The sequence below is a fragment of the Pseudidiomarina salilacus genome (assembly GCF_047323925.1).
Taxonomy (GTDB): domain Bacteria; phylum Pseudomonadota; class Gammaproteobacteria; order Enterobacterales; family Alteromonadaceae; genus Pseudidiomarina; species Pseudidiomarina salilacus.
In genome coordinates, this window is record NZ_CP178751.1 from 1,724,032 (window position 1) to 1,745,283 (window position 21,252).

General features: G+C 51.0%; 18 protein-coding genes. 9 read left to right on the forward strand and 9 right to left on the reverse strand.

All coding sequences use genetic code 11. The features are described 5' to 3' along the window. Nucleotides 1-184: 184 nt before the first annotated feature. Complete coding sequence (locus ACJ8W9_RS08235; protein WP_411360032.1) at nucleotides 185-568, reverse strand: c-type cytochrome; 384 nt, start codon at nucleotides 566-568, stop codon at nucleotides 185-187. Nucleotides 569-705: 137 nt separating this feature from the next. On the opposite strand from ACJ8W9_RS08235, the gene dinB reads away from it, so the two are divergent. Then, on the forward strand, nucleotides 706-1,791 hold the full coding sequence (dinB, locus tag ACJ8W9_RS08240) for a DNA polymerase IV (RefSeq protein ID WP_411360817.1): 1,086 nt from the start codon (nucleotides 706-708) through the stop codon (nucleotides 1,789-1,791). Here dinB and ACJ8W9_RS08245 read toward each other — a convergent pair. The 3 genes from ACJ8W9_RS08245 to ACJ8W9_RS08255 all read right to left on the reverse strand — a co-directional run bounded on the left by ACJ8W9_RS08245 (nucleotide 1,778) and on the right by ACJ8W9_RS08255 (nucleotide 5,858). After that, nucleotides 1,778-2,821, reverse strand: coding sequence for a PepSY-associated TM helix domain-containing protein (locus ACJ8W9_RS08245; RefSeq protein WP_411359889.1), 1,044 nt, complete (start codon nucleotides 2,819-2,821; stop codon nucleotides 1,778-1,780). The two genes, dinB and ACJ8W9_RS08245, sit on opposite strands and share 14 nt — an antisense overlap. Beyond that, complete coding sequence (locus ACJ8W9_RS08250; protein ID WP_411360818.1) at nucleotides 2,821-4,923, reverse strand: TonB-dependent receptor; 2,103 nt, start codon at nucleotides 4,921-4,923, stop codon at nucleotides 2,821-2,823. Before ACJ8W9_RS08250 ends, ACJ8W9_RS08245 begins: the two co-directional genes overlap by 1 nt. Nucleotides 4,924-5,012: 89 nt before the next feature. Continuing rightward, a complete protein-coding gene (locus tag ACJ8W9_RS08255; RefSeq protein WP_034733808.1) occupies nucleotides 5,013-5,858 on the reverse strand; it encodes a MurR/RpiR family transcriptional regulator in 846 nt (281 codons plus the stop codon). Between the two features lie 131 nt (nucleotides 5,859-5,989). Here ACJ8W9_RS08255 and ACJ8W9_RS08260 point away from each other — a divergent pair, with 131 nt between their 5' ends. The 5 genes from ACJ8W9_RS08260 (at nucleotide 5,990) to ACJ8W9_RS08280 (ending at nucleotide 12,748) form a co-directional block, all read left to right on the forward strand. Next, nucleotides 5,990-7,363, forward strand: coding sequence for a Na+/H+ antiporter NhaC family protein (locus ACJ8W9_RS08260; protein ID WP_411359887.1), 1,374 nt, complete (start codon nucleotides 5,990-5,992; stop codon nucleotides 7,361-7,363). 13 nt (nucleotides 7,364-7,376) lie between these two features. Continuing rightward, nucleotides 7,377-8,966, forward strand: a complete 1,590-nt coding sequence (locus ACJ8W9_RS08265) for a serine hydrolase (RefSeq protein ID WP_411360819.1) — start codon at nucleotides 7,377-7,379, stop codon at nucleotides 8,964-8,966. A 3-nt stretch (nucleotides 8,967-8,969) separates the two neighbouring features. Beyond that, nucleotides 8,970-10,073 carry an alanine racemase gene (alr, locus tag ACJ8W9_RS08270; protein WP_411359884.1) on the forward strand — a complete coding sequence of 368 codons (1,104 nt, stop codon included), beginning with the start codon at nucleotides 8,970-8,972 and terminating at the stop codon, nucleotides 10,071-10,073. 158 nt (nucleotides 10,074-10,231) lie between these two features. Continuing rightward, complete coding sequence (locus ACJ8W9_RS08275; RefSeq protein WP_413694481.1) at nucleotides 10,232-11,635, forward strand: SH3 domain-containing protein; 1,404 nt, start codon at nucleotides 10,232-10,234, stop codon at nucleotides 11,633-11,635. Nucleotides 11,636-11,647: 12 nt separating this feature from the next. After that, nucleotides 11,648-12,748 carry a dipeptide epimerase gene (locus ACJ8W9_RS08280; protein WP_411359881.1) on the forward strand — a complete coding sequence of 367 codons (1,101 nt, stop codon included), beginning with the start codon at nucleotides 11,648-11,650 and terminating at the stop codon, nucleotides 12,746-12,748. Here the strand turns inward: ACJ8W9_RS08280 and ACJ8W9_RS08285 are convergent. From ACJ8W9_RS08285 to ACJ8W9_RS08295, 3 genes are all read right to left on the reverse strand, one after another. Beyond that, the gene (locus tag ACJ8W9_RS08285) at nucleotides 12,732-13,151 is read right to left on the reverse strand and encodes a YqaA family protein (protein WP_411359880.1); all 420 of its coding nucleotides are present in this window, start codon (nucleotides 13,149-13,151) and stop codon (nucleotides 12,732-12,734) included. The genes ACJ8W9_RS08280 and ACJ8W9_RS08285 overlap by 17 nt on opposite strands. Before the next feature lie 2 nt (nucleotides 13,152-13,153). After that, nucleotides 13,154-15,241: a S9 family peptidase gene (locus ACJ8W9_RS08290; protein ID WP_411359878.1), complete on the reverse strand. Its 2,088-nt coding sequence runs from the start codon at nucleotides 15,239-15,241 to the stop codon at nucleotides 13,154-13,156. A gap of 101 nt (nucleotides 15,242-15,342) precedes the next feature. Beyond that, the gene (locus tag ACJ8W9_RS08295) at nucleotides 15,343-15,837 is read right to left on the reverse strand and encodes a TIGR00645 family protein (protein ID WP_411359877.1); all 495 of its coding nucleotides are present in this window, start codon (nucleotides 15,835-15,837) and stop codon (nucleotides 15,343-15,345) included. A gap of 181 nt (nucleotides 15,838-16,018) precedes the next feature. Here ACJ8W9_RS08295 and ACJ8W9_RS08300 point away from each other — a divergent pair, with 181 nt between their 5' ends. The 3 genes from ACJ8W9_RS08300 to ACJ8W9_RS08310 are packed head-to-tail and all read left to right on the forward strand — an operon-like array spanning nucleotide 16,019 to nucleotide 18,533. Next, on the forward strand, nucleotides 16,019-17,422 hold the full coding sequence (locus ACJ8W9_RS08300) for a cytochrome ubiquinol oxidase subunit I (RefSeq protein ID WP_411359876.1): 1,404 nt from the start codon (nucleotides 16,019-16,021) through the stop codon (nucleotides 17,420-17,422). Between the two features lie 2 nt (nucleotides 17,423-17,424). Then, on the forward strand, nucleotides 17,425-18,426 hold the full coding sequence (cydB, locus tag ACJ8W9_RS08305) for a cytochrome d ubiquinol oxidase subunit II (protein WP_411359875.1): 1,002 nt from the start codon (nucleotides 17,425-17,427) through the stop codon (nucleotides 18,424-18,426). Further along, nucleotides 18,426-18,533: a DUF2474 family protein gene (locus tag ACJ8W9_RS08310; protein ID WP_411359874.1), complete on the forward strand. Its 108-nt coding sequence runs from the start codon at nucleotides 18,426-18,428 to the stop codon at nucleotides 18,531-18,533. Before cydB ends, ACJ8W9_RS08310 begins: the two co-directional genes overlap by 1 nt. Here ACJ8W9_RS08310 and ACJ8W9_RS08315 read toward each other — a convergent pair. Further along, nucleotides 18,530-19,345: a prephenate dehydratase gene (locus ACJ8W9_RS08315; protein ID WP_411359873.1), complete on the reverse strand. Its 816-nt coding sequence runs from the start codon at nucleotides 19,343-19,345 to the stop codon at nucleotides 18,530-18,532. The genes ACJ8W9_RS08310 and ACJ8W9_RS08315 overlap by 4 nt on opposite strands. Before the next feature lie 72 nt (nucleotides 19,346-19,417). Continuing rightward, complete coding sequence (locus ACJ8W9_RS08320) at nucleotides 19,418-21,157, reverse strand: lysophospholipid acyltransferase family protein (protein ID WP_411359872.1); 1,740 nt, start codon at nucleotides 21,155-21,157, stop codon at nucleotides 19,418-19,420. Nucleotides 21,158-21,252 lie beyond the last annotated feature (95 nt).

The window sequence follows — 21,252 nt, forward strand, 5'->3', positions numbered from 1 at the left end:
TTTTTTATACTGTATTTATGTTTTTTTGTGAACAAACATGTAACCGATTATATCTTTACATTTCTTTACAAGAAAGCATTTTGCGTGATTTTTCACCATTTAGACAGGTGCTAGACAAGAGTTAGACAAGCACAAAAAAACCGCCGAAGCGGTTTTCTTGTTTTCTAATCAGTCAACTGAGCGTTTAAATGTCAGCGATCATGTAATCAATCGCTGCTTGAATTTCGTCATCGCTACAGTCACCGCAAGTGCCTTTTGGCGGCATTGCGTTGTAACCCTCGATAGCGTGACGCAGCACAGTGTCCATTCCCTGCGCAAGACGATCTTCCCAATCTGCCGCGTCGTTGATTTTCGGCGCACCCAAAACACCGCCGGTGTGGCAAGCTGCACAGAATTGATTATAAACGGCTTCGCCAGAGCGTGCTCCACCTGCATCGGCACTTTCACCACCGGCTGCTTGTGCGTCACCTGTACGCACTTGGCCAATTGGCGCAATACGCTTCGCAATATCTTCACTACTGTCTTGTGGCAACATGGTTGCGCCCGCGCTACCCACCACAAAGGCCATGGCAAAGGCGAGGAAACGACCAGATTTTACAACTTTCACTACGTTCACGGTGGACTCCTGTTTCATTGAGATGAGCTTGCACGCTCACTGAGTTGTTGCGATTATAGCCAGAATCCGTGCAAGGTTAAACATTTCTAATGATGTCCGCTGATTTGTCAATAAATACGCGTAAAATTGCGCTTTTGGATCTCGATGCCTTTTTTGCCAGCGCCGAGGTTTTACGCGACTCCAGTTTGCGGCATCGGCCCTTTGCTGTGGGCGGTGGCAGTGAACGCGGCGTGGTCGCAACCGCCAATTATCTGGCACGCCAATTCGGGGTGCGCAGCGCCATGTCGGGTGCCCATGCGCGCCGCTTGTGTCCGCAATTGCATTTCGTCAAACCCGATCATCGCTATTACCGCGAGCTGTCAACCAAAGTACTCGAAGTGCTCACGCAAGTGACCGAGCAAGTCGAACCGGCTTCTATTGATGAATTCTACTTAGATTTGACTGACAACCCGCTGCATCAAGGCAGTGCCTCGCTCACTATGGAAGCCGTACGTAGCGAGCTGCGTACGCTTGGACTCACAGCTTCTGCAGGGATCAGCTGCCAAAAGATGGTGGCGAAGATTGCCAGCGAAGAGCGCAAACCTGACGGTCAATTTGTGGTTCCCCCAGATCAATTAGAAGCATACATTGCCCAGTTAAACCTGAAACGTATTCCCGGGGTCGGACCGAAAAGTCTTGAACGCTTGCAGCATGCCGGCTACTACCTCGGTAAAGATATTCAAACGGCAGAACTTGCTGCGCTGCAACGGTTATTGGGCGATAAAGCAGGCTGGCTATTGCAGCAGCGCTGTCAGGGCATAGACCCACGACCGGTCGTCACCGAGCGAGTGCGTAAAAGTGTTGGCTGTGAAGAAACGCTGCGGCATGACCTGCAACATTTACGCGAAGTGGAACGATTTCTTGACGAGATCTTGCTACCACAATTACAAAAACGACTCGGACAACAGCGTTGGCAAGACACCCTGATTAAAAGTCAGACGGTGAAATTGAAGTTTAACGACTTTCAGCAGACTACAGTGTCGCGTACCGCGCGCAAAGTGTCACCGAGCTTGTTTTATCAGTTAATTCGCGAAGCTTGGGATCGCCGCGGTCAGCGTAGCGTGCGCTTAGTGGGCTTGAGCGTCGCCCTCCCCGACCCAGACGAGCAGTTGCAGTTAGAGCTTAACCTCGACTAGCAGCGCGGCGCCGCCACCAAAACCACACACCAGTGATGGGTAGTAGCATCAAGGCCAAGCCGCCCAATATCAATGCGGTTAACCACGCCACGCCACCGACTGCCGCAATATGCAGCGGATAAATCATTTGCGACAACTGAAAACCCCTGCTCTTAGCGCGCACATCGTCAGCGCTGAGTAATTGTCCTGCCGCATCAAACTCAAGATAACTACGCCCATTAGGATGCCACTCAGCGTCATGCTGTAGACGCATGCGATAGCCGCCAGCCTCAGTAGGTGCAAGATACAGTAAACGTGTAGTTTGATCGGGCCAATAGCTGGCGGCTAATTCGAGTCGTTGCTGCCAATTCAACGCGCGAGTTTTTGGTAAGGGTTGAGCATTCAGTGTTTGACGCCCAGGTAGCCATTGGTCGAGACTGCTGCTGACCGCTGCGGCATACATGATAGCGGTACCTGTTAGCAGTAGCGCCAATAATGGTAGCAATGCAATCATCGCCACACTGCGGTGCAACTGCCACAAGGTCGCCATGAACTGGCGCGAACTTGGCCATTGCCAACGCACGGTCAACAAGCGCCAACTCCAATGCCGCGGCCACCAGCGAGCGAGTCCGGCCACGACTAACAACAGACTCAACAAACCAAAGATACCTTGCAGCTCTTTGCCGAGTTCGTGCAGCAATAAATGGTGATGAAATTCTACCGCCCACGACAACCAATCGCCAAGCAAGGGTCGCGCCAGCAGCAGTTCACCCGCGGCGTCATAATAATGAATGGTGCCAGCGCCATCGACCACTTCGATCCAAGGTTTATCGGCGCGCGGTAGATAAGCGTAACCGGCTTCGTAGCGGTCGTACACTGTGGCAGCTTGAGCAACCGTAGGCACTTGCTGCAGCTTGAGCTGAGGATAGCTCAGTTGCAGCAATTCGGTTTTGTAAAATAGCAAAGTGCCCGTCAATGCGACGAGCACTAGCCACACAGTTAAGGTGAGCCCTAACCATTTATGGATGCGGGCAGACCACTGTTTCCACATTAGAACGAGTAGCTCCAGTTGACACTCACGGTGCGGCCACGACCGGCGAAGTTACGGCTATCGGGACCCACTGTTTGGGCGTAGTAGGTCAAGTAGAACTCGTCCAACAGGTTTTCGATGCCCACCGTGAATTGGCCATAATCCATGGTCTCGATCAGTACTTGTGCATCCAACGTTTGATAACCATCGAAGTTATTGATGGCCTGCGCACCGCTATAAATATCGCGGTCGAACAGCATATTGTATTGCACGCGGCTACTCACCAGTGCGCCCCATTGCTGTTCCCAATACAGGTTGGCGCGCTCGGGAGCGATATTGCGCCCGCCAAGTTCAGTATCGACCACGCCATCGTCGTTACTGTCGTACTCGCCGTTGGTCTTGGCATAGTTGACACCAAAGCTGGTGTACGCCGACCACGCATAATTGGCACTGAGTTCATAACCGTCAATTTCAGTGCGTTCGCGTTGCACACTGTAGAAACCGTCAGCATCTGCTTGTAAACGAGAACCTAGGTCTGAATCAGACTGAAAATAGCTCAAGCTAAAATGCAGTGCACTGTCACGGTACTCAATACCGATTTCTTGATTGTCAGCAATCACCGGTTGCAAATCGAGGAAGCTCGCAACACTTAGGTCGGGTTGGTTGATGCCACGCAGCACGCGGCCTACGTCAGGCATGCTAAAGCCTTCGGAATAGCTGACAAAGGCGCGCCAGTCGTCTGTTAGCGCATAGACCACACCGAAGTTTGGCAGCAATTCGTTAAACGAAGGTTCTCCTCCGGCAACAAATTGGCTGCCGTATGATGCCAGGGTGGTGAAGTCATCTACTTTGAGCTTGCCATATTCGTAACGTGCGCCAGCGCTGAGGGTTAAGCCATTTGCTTGGTAACGCGCTTGCACAAACGGCGCCCAATTGTTGAATTCGGTTTCCGGCACCCAGTTACGACCGGTTTGTGCGAGTTCTTGGAACGTGGTGTCGCGCAGATAATCGACACCACCAGTGAGATCAATCGGTGTTGTCGCAACATTGTCCCAATTAAAGGTCAGACGCGAGCCATATTTCTGTGAATCGTTGCGCGACTGATCAAACAAGTTCTCGCCAAACGCCGGATCTTGGAAGGTTGCATAAGTGCCGCCGCCATAGAGCGCCGAGAAGTCTTGCGAGAACAACTGCCAGTTCAGGTCAGCACCCAACACATCGGCGTTACGATAAGTCAGTGTGGCGGTCGTTACCTTGTTGCGTGGCACGTCACCTGCGGTGGGTTCTTCAATTGAAATAGTGGGGATTCCCGCCGCGCGATCACCGCCTAGCGACGAATAATCACCATTTCCTTCCATATCAAAATGGTTCACCATCAATTCCAGCTGCTGCATATCATCGATGCGATAACCTAGTTTCGCGAACACGTCATAGCTTTCCGAGTCCATAGTGTCGCCTTGCGTACTATCGACACCGATCAAATTGCCATCACCATCAACATACATGCCGGTGCTGCGCAGTTGCACCCCGGCAACCGCGGAAACATCACCTGAGGCGCCACGGAATAAATAACCGGTGCGATAACTCAAGCCTTCATTGGTTTCACTCGTCGGCGCCGTAAAGCCTGCTGTGACCTCGTGCGCTGCTCCATTTTCAGCTGATTTGGTAATGATATTGATGATACCACCACTAGCGCCCATGCCTTGGATGGCACTCGCACCGTGGATAATTTCAACGCGTTCAATCATTAATGGGTCAATGGTATAGGCCGCGCGTGAGCCATTTCGCAATGGGTTGGACTGCGGCACGCCATCAATCAAGTACAGCGGTTCACGCCCACGCAAGGTTTCACCAGCACTGCTTAACTTCTGCCGTGACGGCGAAAATGCTGGCACCAAGTTGCCAAGCACATCCGATAGGGTATCGGCGCTGGCTAACTGGCGACGTAAATCTTCGCCATCAATCACCGTCACCGTAGCGGCAATACTACCAGCACTTTGTGCCGTGCGGGCTGCGGTGATTTTGATGGTTTCGTCGGCTTTGACTGGCGTGGTGGTGTCTTGCGCGACTGCAGGGCCGGCAAGAATTGCAGCGAGAGCGATACTTAAAACTGATTTTTGCATGATTGCGAATCCTATCTGCGCATTCAAATGAAAGTGCGCTAATGATAACGATTCGCATTATTAGATCAATACCTAAATGGGAATAGTTTTTATTTAGTATCTAGCAAATTATGCGAGTTCATACTCTCTTCGATCAGTGCATCTACCTTCAACGCTTGGCACATTTGCACATAAAGCACATGACAGAGATGCTGCATGCCCATTTGCATCAATACGCTATCGGTACGCACGTGAGTGTCGCCACCTAAAGAAAATAGCGCTACATCCGCAAGAATACTGGTTGGATTATTACCATAGCGGGTCAATGAAATGACTTTGGCACCTTTGCTTTTGGCTTGTCGCACAATTTTCACGATATCGCTGTTTTGCCCGCCATCGCTGATCGCGAACAAGACATTTCCCTCACCGAGCGTGGTTGCCATTTGAATTTGCAACGCTGGGTCGGTGCTACTCAACGTGACTTTACCGATTTGCATTAACCGCAACACAAAGTCTTTGGCAACAATCGCTGACTTACCGAAGCCCGCTACTTGAATGGTTTCGGCTTTGGTAAGTTGTTTAAGTGCCGCTTGCAGTTTCTCATTCTCATTGATGTCCGCGACCCCTTGCATCACCGCATACTGCGCATCACGCAGCTCAGCAAAAGTATCCATTAAGGAACGCTCTTGCGCAGGGTGGCTCGCTGTTGCGCGATTCTGATTCGATGCCGAGACAACGGCTTCGTTAACGGCAAACTTCAAGTCAGGATAACCACGATAGCCGAGTTTCTGACTGAACTTAACCACACTCGATTGGCTCACACCTATAGCGTCGGCCAATTGCTGCGAAGAATAATCGCGCAACAAATGCGTGTTCTCAAGAATAAAGTCTGCCAATTTGCGCTCAATAAGCGACATATCGTCGCGCATCGCGCGGATTTTAAGTAAACAGGACATAGGCGCTGTCTTTTATTGTTAGAATGTTCATAAAGTATGAAACTTACAGCTCCATATTGAATAATTTATTACTGGTTGGCAATATGGACAGCGAAAATCACAGCTAACTATAACAACAAGGTCGCTTATTTATGAGCTGGATGTCCGTACTACCGCCGCTAGTCGCCATTATTGTGGTGTTCTGGCGCAAGGAAGTCATTGTTGCATTATTACTTGCGATTGTAACTTCAGAACTCCTTCTTACTTGGCAAGGCGGTGAACCGCTGGTCTATACATTCGTTGCCACCATTGAACGCATTATTTCGGTATTCGCCTCAGAGGGCAACACCCGCATTCTGATTTTTAGTTTGTTGGTTGGGTCCCTGCTTGCTTATATTCGTGAATCAGGCGGCGTCGCCGCTACCGTTGAAGCACTACTGGCAAAAGGGCTAGGCCGCACCAAGCGCAGTGCTAGCTTGATGACAGTGTTCACCGGCATTTTCGTGTTTATCGAATCAAACTTAAGTGTGCTCACGGCCGGTATCTTATCGCGTGGTCTGTTTGAAAAATTGGGCATGAGTCGCGCCCGTCTGGCCTATTTAATTGACAGTACCAGCGCCCCTATTTGTATTCTGATTCTGCTCAATGGCTGGGGCGCCTACGTGCTTGGTATGCTCGACCAACAAGACTTGCCAGGTTCGAGCGTGACTACTTTGTGGAGCACTATCCCGTTTAATTTTTACGCCATTGTCACGCTGATTATCGTGTTTTATACCGCCATCAGTGGTCGCGTATTCGGGCCAATGAAAAAAGTTGAGGAACAACCGGTCGAACACAAAGATATTCCTGAGCATGTGCCAAGTAACAGCAAAGCCCGTTACATGTTGGTGCCATTGTCAGTCATGGTGTTTGGTATGGTCGCCTTTATGTTCGGCACCGGTGGTGGTGATATCACCCAAGGCGACGGTTCAAAATCGGTGTTGTACGCGACCATTTTGGCGTGCGTAGTGGCCTACTTTATGTTGATTACTAGCCGTCGCAATAGCCACAAGCAGCTGGTAGATATCGGCTTTAAGGGCATGAGCGAACTGCTCCCCTTGGTAAGTATCGTGTTGCTATCGCTGGCGCTTGGCGCAAGCCTCCGTGAATTGGGTACCGGCACTTTCTTGGCCGGTTTAGTCGGTGAATTCCTGCCGCTATTCTTAATCGCCCCGATGCTGTTCCTTGCCGGCGCACTCATCTCGTTTACCACGGGTACTTCGTGGGGAACCTTCGCGATTCTGATCCCGATTGCCGCGCCAATGATTATCGCGCTTGATCTACCCGCACCATTACTACTTGCCGCCGTGCTTGGCGGCGGTGTCTTTGGTGACCATTGCTCACCGATTTCTGACACCACCGCGGTTTCGGCTCTCGCATCGGGCTGTGATTTACTCGAACACGTTCGTACCCAATTACCTTACGCGTTGTTCGGTGGCGTTATCTCATTGGCGCTCTATGTGATTGCCAGTCTCATCATGATTTAAGGGTTTTAAAACTATGTCGTTGTTTACTATGAAAACTGCTGTAAAACCTTTGGTTCTTGCATTCGCTGGTTTGTCGCTAAGCTGCACAGCAGTGCAAGCCGAACCTAGCAAAATAAGTAGCGAAAAAATCGACAGTACCGTGGCGCGAGTCATGGATGAATACGCTATCCCGGGTGTCGTGATTGGCATTGTTGAAGGCGAAGAAGTTACTTTTGCTGAAGCCTATGGCGTGCAAGAGTATGGTGAGTCGGTCGCAGTCAGCGATAAAACCTTGTTCAAAATCGCCTCGGTGACCAAAAACTTTACCACCGCAGCGCTTGCGCTACTGGTCGACCAAGGCAAGCTTAATTGGGACGATCGCGTCATCGACCACATTCCAGAGTTTCGTACCCAAGATCCGTGGGTCACGCGTGAATTCAGGGTTCGTGACTTACTTATTCACAGCAGCGGCTTGAATTTAGGTGCTGGTGATTTGATGTTCTGGCCAACGCCGAATGACTTTACCCGTGCCGATATCCTTAGCGGCTTGCAGTATCTACCCATGGAAGGTGGATTCCGTTCACGCTATGCCTACGACAACATTCTGTATGTGCTCGCTGGTGAACTGACTGAGCGCGTCAGTGGTCAGCGTTGGGAAACCTTTGTCGAAGAGCAATTAATGCGTCCGTTAGGCATGGAATACTGCTTCGCGGGCCCAGTGCCTGAAGAATACAAAGAATTCATTGCTCAGCCACACGGGACCATTGATGGTACACCGACCGTTGTGCGCCGCGATTTCGCTGAGGAATATCTACCCTCAGCGCCGGCCGGTGGTATTCGCTGTAGCTTACGCGCCATGACCAAATGGATGAAAATGCACATCAACCGAGGTAGCTACACTGCGGCAGATGGCAGCACCCAGCAATTAATCAGCGCAGCGCAACACGCGGAAATGTGGAAACCACAAACGCTGATGAACGTGGGCTCACGTGCGTACGAATGGGACAACACGCATTTTGCTGCCTATGGCTTAGGTTGGCGCATGCATGACGTAGACGGACTGCTACGTATTCACCATACCGGCACCTTGCATGGTATGAATGCATACCTTTCGTTCTTCCCCGAACTTGATACGGGTTATTTAGTGTTGATGAACAAAGCGAATGGCGATGCGCGTACCGCGCTCATGCAGACTTTGATCAAGCCGTACACCGGTGCAGAAGAACGCGATTGGGTTGCGGCGGTGCAAGAGTGGCGGGCGCAAGCCAACGCCTATCGCGCTGAAACCTTTAAAGAACCTGAAACCCAAGCAGTGACTGCTGAGCAAGCTGTACAGGTAAGCGGCGACTATCTTGACCCTTGGTTTGGCAAAGCCACGGTCAGTTGGCAAGACGGTCAGTTGCGCTGGCGCTCTCATCGCTCAGAGCGCTTAGTGGGCACCATGGAGCACATGAAAGGCAATACTTATGTGGTGCGTTGGGACGATCGTACCCATCATGCCGATGCTTATGTGCGCTTCACCACGACAATGGCCGGCGATATTCAAGGTATGGTGATGGAACCGATAGATCCAGCGGCAGACTTTAGCTTCGACTTCGAAGATCTCCGGTTCGAGAAGCGCTAATTTATGAGTAACGGTCTGCATTTTCGACCCACCCGTGCGGAAATCTCGATGGCGGCTTTGCGCCACAATGCCAAAGTCGCGCGTCAACATGCGCCAAACTGCCTGTTGCTGGGAGTCATCAAAGCCGATGGTTATGGTCATGGTGTCAACGAAGTGGCACGTGCCATTAATGGCAGCGTAGATGCCTTCGGTGTAGCCTTTATTGACGAAGGCTTCAAGTTACGCGACGCTGGCTTTTTGCAACCCATCGTGCTGCTCGAGGGCTGCTTTTCTGAAGCCGAATTGCCGGTCTGTGCTCACTACGGTTTTCAGCCAGTGGTGCATTGCCACGCTCAGTTAGACGCGATTCTCAACACGCGGTTAGTCAAACCGATACCGGTCTGGGTAAAAATCGACTCAGGCATGCATCGCCTGGGCTTTAATGTTGACGAAGTCGAACAGGTGATCGCCGAACTCGAGGCCAGCCCACAAGTTGCTAGTATCACCTTGATGACCCACTTTGCCAACGCTGACCTCAGCGAGCATCCCCTCAACGAAGCGCAGCGTGACCGTTTTATTGAGCTATGCGCTCGTACCTCGCCGACCAAGTCATTGAGCTCGGCCAACACCGCTGCCTTGCTCAGTAGCAAACTAGATTTGGGCATCGAGCCGCATCATTGGCAACGTACCGGCATCATGTTGTACGGCGTTAACCCTACACAAGAGCGCACCAGTGAACCATTGCAAGCGGCGATGCGCTTGGTTGCTCCGATCATGGCAGTACGTGATATTGCCGCAGGTGAGGCCGTCGGTTACGGCAGCCGTTGGGTGGCAGAACGACCTAGCCGCATTGCAACCGTTGCCATTGGTTATGCTGACGGGTATCCGCGCCATGCTCCTGACGGCACCCCGGTCTGGTTGAATGAACAGCGCGCAAGCCTCGCGGGAATGGTGTCTATGGATATGATCACCATCGATGTGACCGATGTTGAGCAGGTCGAGGTGGGGGATGAGGTTGAACTGTGGGGACCCAATCTCCACGTGTGCGAGGTGGCGGATTGCGTCGGCAGTATCAGTTATGAGTTGCTAAGCCGCATTAGCCCGAGGGTTCCGCGCCACTATAAGTAGTCTATAAATAATTTATGAATAAAAAATTCCTTGTTAGGAATATTATTCCAATTTAAGATGGGAACATGTTTTCATCAGCGATACCGCTCTTTAGGGTATCGACACAAGCCCGAATGGGAGAAGTTGTGAATAGAGTTGTGACGAAAATTGCTCTCGCAATGAGCGTATTAACGCTAGCAGCGTGTCAGTCAGCGCCCTCAACCACTGCGCAGGAAACTGCGATTACAGGTTTAGGTTTTCAACACTTGCCGAACTATCAGCACGATGTGATCGGTATGCAGCAAGACTATTTGGACCCAGGCTTTTGGTTGCAGCGTTTAGCACAACCGAATCAACTGATCATGTCACCGGCAGAAATTGCCGCTTTCAATGCGCGTTCTTATGACGTGCAAGAAGAAATGGTGTACATCGACCAGTTACCGGCGTCTTACAACCGCGAGCAATTACGACAAAAAATAGACGGTTTAAGTAGCATCCCGAAGTATGACCGTTTCTATGCCAACGGTGAACAAGCGACTGCCGAGCAACTGCAAGCTTATCGTGACGCAGTCAACATCGACGGCATTGCCGCTGACAACCCCGTACGTTTTGGTTTGGTGGTGAAGCGTTCAGCCATGCGCACCTTCCCAACCTTTGACAAACTTTACAGTGAAGGCCTCGATACCGATATCGATCGCTTTCAAGAGACTGGCGTGTTTCCTGGTTGGCCATTGGCTATTCTGCACACCAGTGCAGATGGCCAGTGGTATTTAGCGCAGTCGTATCATTACCTGGCGTGGATACCAGTCGCAAATGTCGCCATTGGCGAGCGCGACGAAGTGCTGAGTTTTGCCACCAAAGAGCCTTTCGCCGTTGTTACCGAAGCCAAGGTTGAGACCAACTATACCCCGAATCATCCGCCGGTTTCTGAAGTGCAACTCGACATGAGCACGCGGTTGCCGTTGTTGAGCGCTGCTGAAACCGGCCACATTGTGCATGGACAAAATCCTTACGCTAGCTATACAGTGCAATTACCCACACGTGATGCACAAGGCGAGCTGGATTTCTCGCCAGCGCTGATTGCGCGGCATAACGATGTTACCGTTGGTTACTTGCCTTACACCGAGGCGAACATTGTCAGCCAAGCCTTCAAATTTCTCGGCGAACGCTACGGCTGGGGGCACGATTACAATGCCCGAGACTGTACCGGTTTTGTCTCTGAAGTTTACCGCACCATGGGTATCGAGATGCCACGTAACTCAAGCGAGCAAGGCTACGGTGCATATGGCGATACCATCGTCTATGATGAAAACAGTAGCAATGAAGCCAAACTTGAGCGCCTTGCCGACGCCAAAATTGGAGACTTGATTTACTTACCGGGCCACGTGGTGATGTACATTGGTGAAGTTAACGGTGAACCCTACGTAATTCATGATGTGCACGGCATGAGCTACACCGATGACAACGGTGAGCGCTACGACGAAGGTACGCTTAATGGTGTCTCAGTGACGCCCTTGACCAAGCTCGGCTTTGGTGACAACACCTACCTTGATCGCATTTATGCGATCAAATCGGTACGCTAAACAGGATTATTTATGAAGATTACAGATATTAAACTTGCCATGTTGCGCGTGCCGTTAAAAACCCCTTTTAAAACGGCCCTGCGCACGGTTGAATCAATTGAAGATATCGTGGTGATGGTGCATACCGACACCGGTCACATTGGCTACGGTGAAGCACCAGCAACTGCAGTTATTACCGGCGATACGCACGGCTCTATCATCGAAGCCATTGATCGGATCATTAAACCCAAGCTGATTGGCCAAGAAATTTCCGAGCTCAACCATATTGTCAACTTGATTCAAAATGGCATTATTCGCAACTATAGTGCCAAAGCTGCGGTAGAAATGGCAGTGTATGATTTGTGGGGACAGTTCTACGACGCGCCCCTCTACAAAATGCTTGGTGGCGGTGTACCAACTATTTCGACAGATATCACCATCAGTGTTGATTACATCGACAAAATGGTTGCCGACTCACTTGAAGCCATCGACCGCGGCTTTGAAACCCTCAAAATTAAAGTTGGTAAGGACATCGGCGTCGATATTGAGCGGGTCAAGGCGATTTATGCAGCGGTTGAAGGCAAAGCGCTGTTACGCCTTGATGCAAACCAAGGCTGGACACCAAAAGAAGCTGTGTATGCCTTGCACAAGCTAGAAGATGCAGGCGTCCGTCTCGAGTTGGTCGAGCAGCCGGTAAAAGCGCGCGATATCGACGGAATGAAGTTCATTACGGAACGCGTTAACACTCCGGTGATGGCCGATGAAAGTAGCTTTGGTCCACGCGAAGTTATCGAGCTGATCAAGATGCGCGCAGCCGACATCATCAATATCAAGTTGATGAAGACCGGTGGTATTTCGAATGCCATCAAAATTGCCGATATCTGCTCTGTGTATGACATGCAATGCATGATTGGCTGTATGCTGGAATCCAGTATTTCAGTATCAGCAGCAGCTCATTTGGCCGTTGCTAAAGCCAACGTTATCACCAAGATCGACCTTGATGGTCCATCATTGTGTGCCTTTGACCCAGTCAAAGGCAGCGTGAAGTTCAGAGAAGCTGAAATTACCATCAGCAATGCCCCAGGATTGGGAGTTGAGTCTATCGAAGGCCTCGAGCCTATAACGCCACGCTAAGCGCTCCAAGCAGCAGGGCGTAACGCCCTGCTTTGCTGATCCACACTATCAATAAGAATTGCCAGAAGCTCAGCCGCAACATGCCGGCGATAAATGTCAAAGTATCACCAATAAACGGCGCCCACGCCAATAGCAAAGACCACTTACCATAACGTTCAAACCACCAGTGCCCGCGCGCTAACGACTTTTCTTTAAACGGAAACCAGCGGTGATCTTGGTAGTGCAGTAAAAATCGTCCGAGACCATAATTCACCACACTACCGAGGGTGTTACCGAGCGACGCCGTAAGCCAAATCAACCAAACGTTGTAGCCCATCTGCTGTGCCGTCACCACCAGAATCTCTGATTGTGCGGGTAGCAAAGTGGCGGCCAAAAAAGCCACCACAAATAGGCTCCAATACATGCCTACTCAGCGTCTTGGTTTTTCAGGTAGCGTTTGAACCAAGCAACGGTGTGCGCCACTTTTGCTTCAATGCGCGACGGTTTAGCGGTCACGCCATGGTAAGCATCAGGCACGCGTACCATAACCGTAGGCACCTGACGTAACTGTAGTGCTTGATAGAACTGTTCAGTCTCCGCCATTGGTGTGCGACGATCTTTTTCCCCGGTGAACAACAAGGTCGGGGTAGTGACGTTGCCTACCAGTGACAACGGAGAGCGCTTCCAATAATGCTCAAGATCTTCCCATGGCATCGCTGGAAATTGGTTTTGGATCTGTCCTATCGAGCTGTCCGCCGTCAGGGTTTTGCTGACCCAGTTAATTACTGGATTGGTCGCCGCTGCCGCGTTAAAGCGATCGGTAAGGCCAACGGCATAGGCAGTCGCAATACCGCCTGCAGACCCGCCAGCTATGAACAGGTTGTCAGGGTCGGCAATACCTTGCTCAATCAATGCGTCAAGACCCGACATATGGTCGGCAAAATCACGCTCTGAAGAATAGTGGCCATCTAATAGCATGGCGAAGTCCTCACCATAAGACGTACTGCCACGGTAGTTCACATATAGCACCACAAAGCCTTCTGCAGCATAGCGTTGATGCTCGGCGGCAAAGAACGGCCCGTAAGACAGGTGTGGTCCCCCGTGAATTTCGACCATGGTTGGGTACTGTTTACCTTCCTCATAGTCTGGCGGCAAAATATACCAACCGTGAATCTCGGTATCATCGAACGACGATGCATAGGTAATTTCACGTACTTCGCCGAGATCGCGCTGGGCTAGCACATCACCATTTAAGTCGGTATAGACTTGGCGTTTGCCAGCCTCATTCACCGCAACATTAGCCAGATCGTATTCCGTGCCGTAAGTGTAAGCAATCGCCCCGGTTGCTGGCGCCACTGAATACATGCCCATGGTGTAGGGCCGACTGGCGTAAATACCGCCCACATCGGTGACACGTGTCGTCAGTTTGCCACTCAAGTTGATTTCGGCCACGGTAATACGACCACGGTCGGCATATTGCACCGCTAGGCGACGGTTATCAATCCATTGTGGGTTGTCGAACGAGCGATCAAAATCGGTGCGAATGGCAGTGATCTCACCTGACGCCCATTCCATTCGGTGTAAGGTCGCGTTTTGGTAAGGGACCGGCGCATTGCCGCTGTGCAAAAACGCAAGATGCTTGCCATTCGGTGACAAGGTGGCGGATGATTCGCTGCCCGGTAAATCCGTAAGCTGGCGCAGGCTGTTATCTTGTAACTTCACCGCCCACAAATCACCTTCACGTGACTGGTATTCCCAATTTTCATCACGATTTGCCGAGAACACAATTTCGCTCGCATCTGGCGCCCATACTAAGGGCCCACCATGACGGAAGGGTCCAGCCGTCAATTGTCGTGCGGTACCGCCATCGCTTGGCACCACGAAGACTTGATTGTAACTCGACTTAGTGACACCTGCGCCATCGCGCTGATACAGAGTGCGTTCGACTATGATAGGTGCTTCGCCCCACTTCGCTTTGGCCGGCTTGCTCGGCATTTTCACACTTTTCGCAAAGTCACTCTTCGACTCCTCAACCGCCATCATAAATGCCAAGCGCTTACCGTCGGGCGACCATGCCATTTGGCTGGGACCACTTTGCACCTCGGTCACCGCCGCCACGCGCTGCTCAGCCACCCAATAGACATGAATCTGATTACGGCCCGAGCGATTCGAAGTAAAGGCGAGGCGCTTGCCGTCTGGCGACCAAGTAGGATTACCATAGCTGTGTTGGTCGGCAAACAAAGGGGTGTGCTGCCCAGTTTCGCTATCAACCAACCAAATGCCACGGCGCGTGCCATCAGTCATAATATCGAAACTGTTGCGAACGTACGCAATATAGCGGCCATCTGGCGATATTTGCACGTCATTTGCGTATTCGAGGTTGAATACGTCTTCACCGCTCAAGGTTGGTTTAACCGGTTGCAGGTGAGAGGTTGATTCGGCGCTTGCTGACCCCATGATTGAGGCCAGCAACACACTGGAAGCTAAACTGAGCGTTAATACTGAAGGTTTCATGCGATGTACCCTAGCCGTTGTTGTTCGAATAGATAGCTTGAGACTACCTAAAGGCTGAGGGCAAAAGCAACGAAACTAGACCAAACTGCGCCTTTTAACGATTAGTCGTCTGCCTTGCGCGTCAACTTATCGAGGTAACCCATGGCAAAAGCTGAGCCGACAAAGGTCAAGTGAATCAACACATACCATTTGATTTTCTCAACCGGCACATTGTCGGCGTTCATAAAGACTTTTAGTAAGTGGATTGAGGAAATCGCAACGATTGAGGCGGCGACTTTATTTTTTAGACCACCTGAGTCAATCTTACCCAACCATGCCAACTTTTCCGAACCACCGATATCAAGGGTCGAAACGAAGTTTTCATAGCCACTGAGCATGACCATCACTAACAAACCGCCCACCAACGCGATATCGATCAGCGTCAAGGTCAACAGAATCAAGTCTACTTCGGGTGTGGTAAAAATAACTGGGATAACGTGATAGAGTTCTTGAAAGAATTTTACGCCAAGCAGCATCACCGCGATGCTCAAGCCGAGGTAGATGGGCGCCAGTAACCAGCGCAAACTGTACATGAGATTTTCGACAAGACGTTCCATGGTACCTTCCGAGTCTAGCGAGAGTAATAATTGCAAATTCTACCTGTGCATGCGCTGACTTGCCATACCTGATGTATGGCACCGCCTGAAAAATAATCTGGCAAAAAGTAGGGATATTACCTACTAATTGTCATAAATCTGCCTATAATTAAGTAGATTCTAAAGTAAGTGGGAGTTCAGCATGGTCGAAAGTCTATTTTCCGATGCGGACGCGCTCTTTTTGGCACGCTTTCAGTTTGCCTTCACGGTTGCGTTTCACATTATTTTTCCCGCCTTCACCATTGGTATCGCAAGTTATCTAGCGGTCCTCGAAGGTCTCTATCTAAAAACTCGGAATCCGGTTTATCAAAAGCTGTTTCGCTTTTGGGTGAAAATTTTCGCGGTGGCCTTTGGTATGGGCGTGGTTTCCGGCATTGTCATGAGTTATCAATTTGGCACCAACTGGTCGGTATTTTCTGATAAAGCAGGGCCAGTGATTGGTCCGTTGATGGGCTACGAAGTACTGACTGCCTTTTTCTTGGAAGCTGGTTTTCTTGGCGTGATGCTGTTCGGTATGAACCGTGTCGGCGAAAAACTTCACTATTTTGCCACCCTAATGGTCGCCATTGGTACCGCTATCAGTGCGTTCTGGATTTTATCTGTGAACAGCTGGATGCAAACCCCTGCCGGTTTTGCCATGAATGACGTCGGTCAGTTTGTGGTTGAGGACTGGTTCGCAGTGGTGTTTAACCCGAGCTTCCCGTATCGACTCGCGCATATGCTCTTAGCGGCCTATCTAACCACAGCGTTTGTCGTGGGTGCTGTCGGCGCTTGGCATTTGCTTAAAGATAAAACCAACGCAGCCGCGCGCAAGATGTTCTCAATGGCGATGTGGATGGCACTTATCGTAGCGCCATTGCAAGTATTCGTTGGCGATTTGCACGGCCTCAATACTCAGGAATATCAGCCAGCTAAAGTCGCAGCAATGGAAGGCCACTTTAAGTCAGAGACACAAGCTCCGCTGTATTTGTTTGGTTGGCCCAACGAAGAGACTGCTGAGGTAGACTATGCAGTTAAAATTCCGGGGCTTGCCAGCATTATTCTGAAACATGACGTGAACGCTGAGGTCACCGGACTCGACGCTTTCCCGCGCGAAGACTGGCCACCCGTGCCCATTGTCTTTTGGTCGTTCAGGATCATGGTCGGCATCGGCTTGTTAATGGTCGTCATCGGCCTTTGGGCAGGCGTTCAGCGAGCCCGCGGTAAGCTCTATGATTCCTCTTTGTTGCATCGCTCGGCATTGCTCTTGGGTCCGTCTGGATTTGTAGCGGTGATTGCTGGCTGGATTGTCACTGAAGTGGGTCGTCAACCTTGGGTTGTGCAAGGCTTGCTACGGACAGCCGATGCTGCCTCACCGATTGCCGCTGAGGGTGTAGGTGCTAGTTTGCTTGCCTTTATTGTGGTCTATTTCTTAGTGTTTGGTGCCGGTACTGTGTATATCTTACGCAAAATGGCTGGCAACCCTGAAAATGTCCACATTCCTGATTACGCCAAAGCCAAACCTGCTGGCATGGCAGCAGAACGCTTAATGCACGAGGAGGAATAGTCATGGATTATGCACTTATCTGGGCAATCTTAGTGGCCGTCGCTGTCTTTGCGTATGTGGCGTTAGATGGCTTCGACTTGGGCGTGGCCATGCTGTTCCCTTGGTTCAAAAAGGAAGAAGATCGCGACATCATGATGAACAGTGTCGCACCTGTTTGGGATGGTAACGAAACTTGGCTAGTACTTGGTGGCGGTGGCTTACTCGCCGTCTTCCCGCTGGCCTATTCAGTGCTTATGCCAGCGCTTTACATGCCGGTCATCGCCATGTTGCTTGGCTTGATTTTTCGCGGCGTGGCGTTCGAGTATCGCTTCAAGACCCGCACTAACAAGCATTGGTGGGATCTTTCCTTTATCATCGGTTCTCTAGTCGCAGCCTTAAGCCAAGGTATTATGCTCGGGGCCATGCTGCAAGGCATCAAAGTAGTCGACCGTGCCTATGCTGGTGGTTGGTTTGACTGGCTCACTTGGTTTACGTTGTTCTGCGGCATCGCCGTGGTGATTGGCTACATGCTGCTCGGCGCAACTTGGCTAGTCATGAAAGCAGAGGGTGAATTGCAACGTCGCAGTTACGGTCTTGCTTTTAAGTTCGCACTTGGCCTGGTCGCCTGCATTGCTTTTGTGAGCCTGTATCTGCCGTGGAGGGATAGTTACATCGCTGAACGTTGGTTTAGTTTCCCAGCATCTATCTGGTTGTGGGTACTGCCAGTCGTATTGGCCGTTGTCACTATTGGTTTGCTGCGTTCATTAAAACAGCGCCAGCAAGGTCGCCCTTACTTATGGTCACTGGGCCTGTTTTTGGTGTCATTCTTGGGCTTTGCCATCAGTATTTTCCCATACCTAGTGCCACGTGCCATTACCATTTGGCAGGCGGCAGCCCCTGATAACAGCTTAAAGTTTCTCTTGGTTGGCGCGGTATTCTTACTCCCTATTATCTTTGCCTACACCGGTTACACCTACTGGGTATTCCGTGGCAAAGTAAGGGCTGATGCGGGGTATCACGACTAATGGCCAAACAAACTTGGCGGCGACTGGGGTGGTTTGCGCTGTTCTGGCTCGCCGGCGTCGCCGCGGTGACGGCAGTGGGGCTGCTGATCAAGCTCGCGCTGGCTTAACCGCCGCGCGGGTAACTTCCCAGCACCACCACTTTATTGCGCAGTTCAATCAAGGTGAGGGCGGCTCGAATCGCGCTGTCCTCACGATGCCCCTCGCATTCAATGTAAAAATGATAATGACCAAAGCGATGCCCGGTCGGACGCGACACCAAAGAGGTTAAGTTGACGCGGTAAGCAGCAAAGACCTGCAAATGCTCCACCAACAGACCTGGATGGTCGGTATCGTCAATGATCAATAACGAGGTCTTGTAAGCCGTGTCCGGATCAGGCTCGGCAATCATTGAACGGGTTTCGCGTACCGCAACAAAACGCGTTTCATTGTGCGCGTAGTCAGTGATGTCATGAGTGACATGAGCAAAGCTGTACTGTTTCAGGCTATGTTCCGGTACCACCGCAGCTGCCGGTTCTCGACTTTGCTGCAACAACTGCAGCGCCTCGCTATTGCTTGCCGTGTTCATGATTGGCACCGCGTAGTTGCCAAGACACTCACTGCATTGCCCCTGCGCCACAAACTGCGCATAAATCTTTTGTGGTTCTGGGTGATTTGCTACCAGCGAAAAACGCACGGGGATACTCAGCTCGCCGATAATCTCTAGTGGCCGCTTTACAAAGCTATCGATCACCGGTGAGACCACGCCTTCGACGATATTTTCGATCGGCACCACGGCGATATCGGCTTGTTGCGGAATTGCCTTCAACACCTGCGCTAATGCAGGGTGAAACTGCAAGGTGTAGGCATCGAGCTGACGGCCAAACTCACAGGCAGCGAGTTCTGAGAAGGTTCCAGCGGGTCCTAGAGTGGCAATACGCATTACAAAGCAATTCCTTGGCAACATTGAGATTCAACAGCGAACCTCTAAGTTAAACAGGAATGCCGCTGAATGCTAGTGCTTTTGCGCGGTCTCCGCCATTAAATAGCGCTGTCGGCGACGTTCTTTGAGTTGTTGCAAATCGATAATGATAAGCGCATCAATACTGTTGTTAAAGGCTGGGTCGACGCTAAAACAAGCGAACTGCACCCCACCTGGCTCGCAAAGTTCGCTGTACTGTTTGAATAGCGTTGGTAGTTTCACTTGATGCTGCTGTAAATAGTGCTTCAACTGCTGAAAATCACCGGCGTAATCATTGCTGGCGAACAGTTCCTGCATGGCTTGCTGTTCATGCGGGGTATATACAAACGGATGATTTGGCTGCGCGAGTTGTTGCAGTGGCGGAAACCACTGTTGATAAAACCAAACGATAGCAACTTGCGCCGCCCGCGGCAGCTCGCCCGATAAGCTCACCGGACCAAATAGATAACGCACCTCTGGGTTTTGTTGAATATAAGCGCCGATACCTTGCCATAAATAATCCAAACTATAGCGATTGCGGTATTGGGGTTGGATAAAACTGCGCCCGAGTTCCATTCCCTGCGCGAGAAAGCGCTCCATAGTCGGTAATAGCTTAAATAGACTTGCGGTATACAACGCTTGGTAATCAAAATTCGAGATCAACTGGGTCACACTTGCCAAGCGGTAGCTTCCGGCAATGGCCAACTGCTCGTCATCCCATAAAATAAGGTGGCTGAACTGCACATCATAGCGATCCAAATCGCGACGCTGTCCGGTACCCTCGCCCACCGCACGGAACGTCAGTTCACGCACCCGTCCGAGCTCACGCATTAACGGACAATCGCTGCGATAGTCGGTGAAATAGAGCTGTTTGCCGTCAGGGGTAGTGGTCAGATACTGACAGCTATGCACGGCGCTACGCAAGGCTACGGGAGACTCAGGCAAAGCAATGCCATGTTCGGTCGGAAACATTCCCGGCTTACCATGACCGATTCGATACAAGTGTTTACGCAGCATGTGCACGCGGTTGGTTAGCGTTAGATCGCTACGCTGATGATGTTTGAAGGGGATACATTGACCGATACGCAGCTGAATCTCACCACCGCGCTGGCGAAACATTTCTTCGACCAACAACAAGGTCGACAAGGGTTTGTATACCATCGATGAGGCATAGAACGTCCATGAGTTCCGGCCATCAACATGAATTGGCAGTATGGGCGCTTGCGCACGATCGGCAATTTTCAAGAAGCCGGCATCCCAACGGGTATCGCGCACCCCTTTCGGCCGAAGTCGCGATACCTCGCCAGCGGGAAAGATGATCAATGCTTTGTCGGCGGCTAAATGGTCTTGAATCGCTTTAATTTGTTGGCGTCCAGCACGGCCACCGAGATTGGTCACCGGCAACAACATGGGCCGCAAAGGTTCGATGCTCCATAGCACGTCATTGGCGACGACTTTGACGTCGGGGCGAATTTCCGCGACCATCTTGAGCAAAGCTACGCCATCGAGCGAACCAATCGGATGGTTGGCGATAATCACAACCTTACCAACACTCGGCAGATGCTCGCGGTCACGATCGGCGACTGTGTAACGAAAATCAAAATACTCGAGTACTTGGTCGACAAAGTCGCGCCCGCGCAAATGTCCATAACGTTCAGTGAACTGTTGAATGTCTTTGGCATGTAATAGTTTGGATAGCCACTTACTGACTGGGCGCTTTAACCATGGCGCCACCGCAGGATGGCTTAACAACGGTGGCAGTTTATCTTGGATCAACTGATTGACATTCAACATAAGCGCTTCTTTAAAAATTAATTTGCAGCGAACAGCTTTACGTCTTTTAATGACACTTCCATGCCGAGCCGATGAATTTTTAGTGACAGGAGATT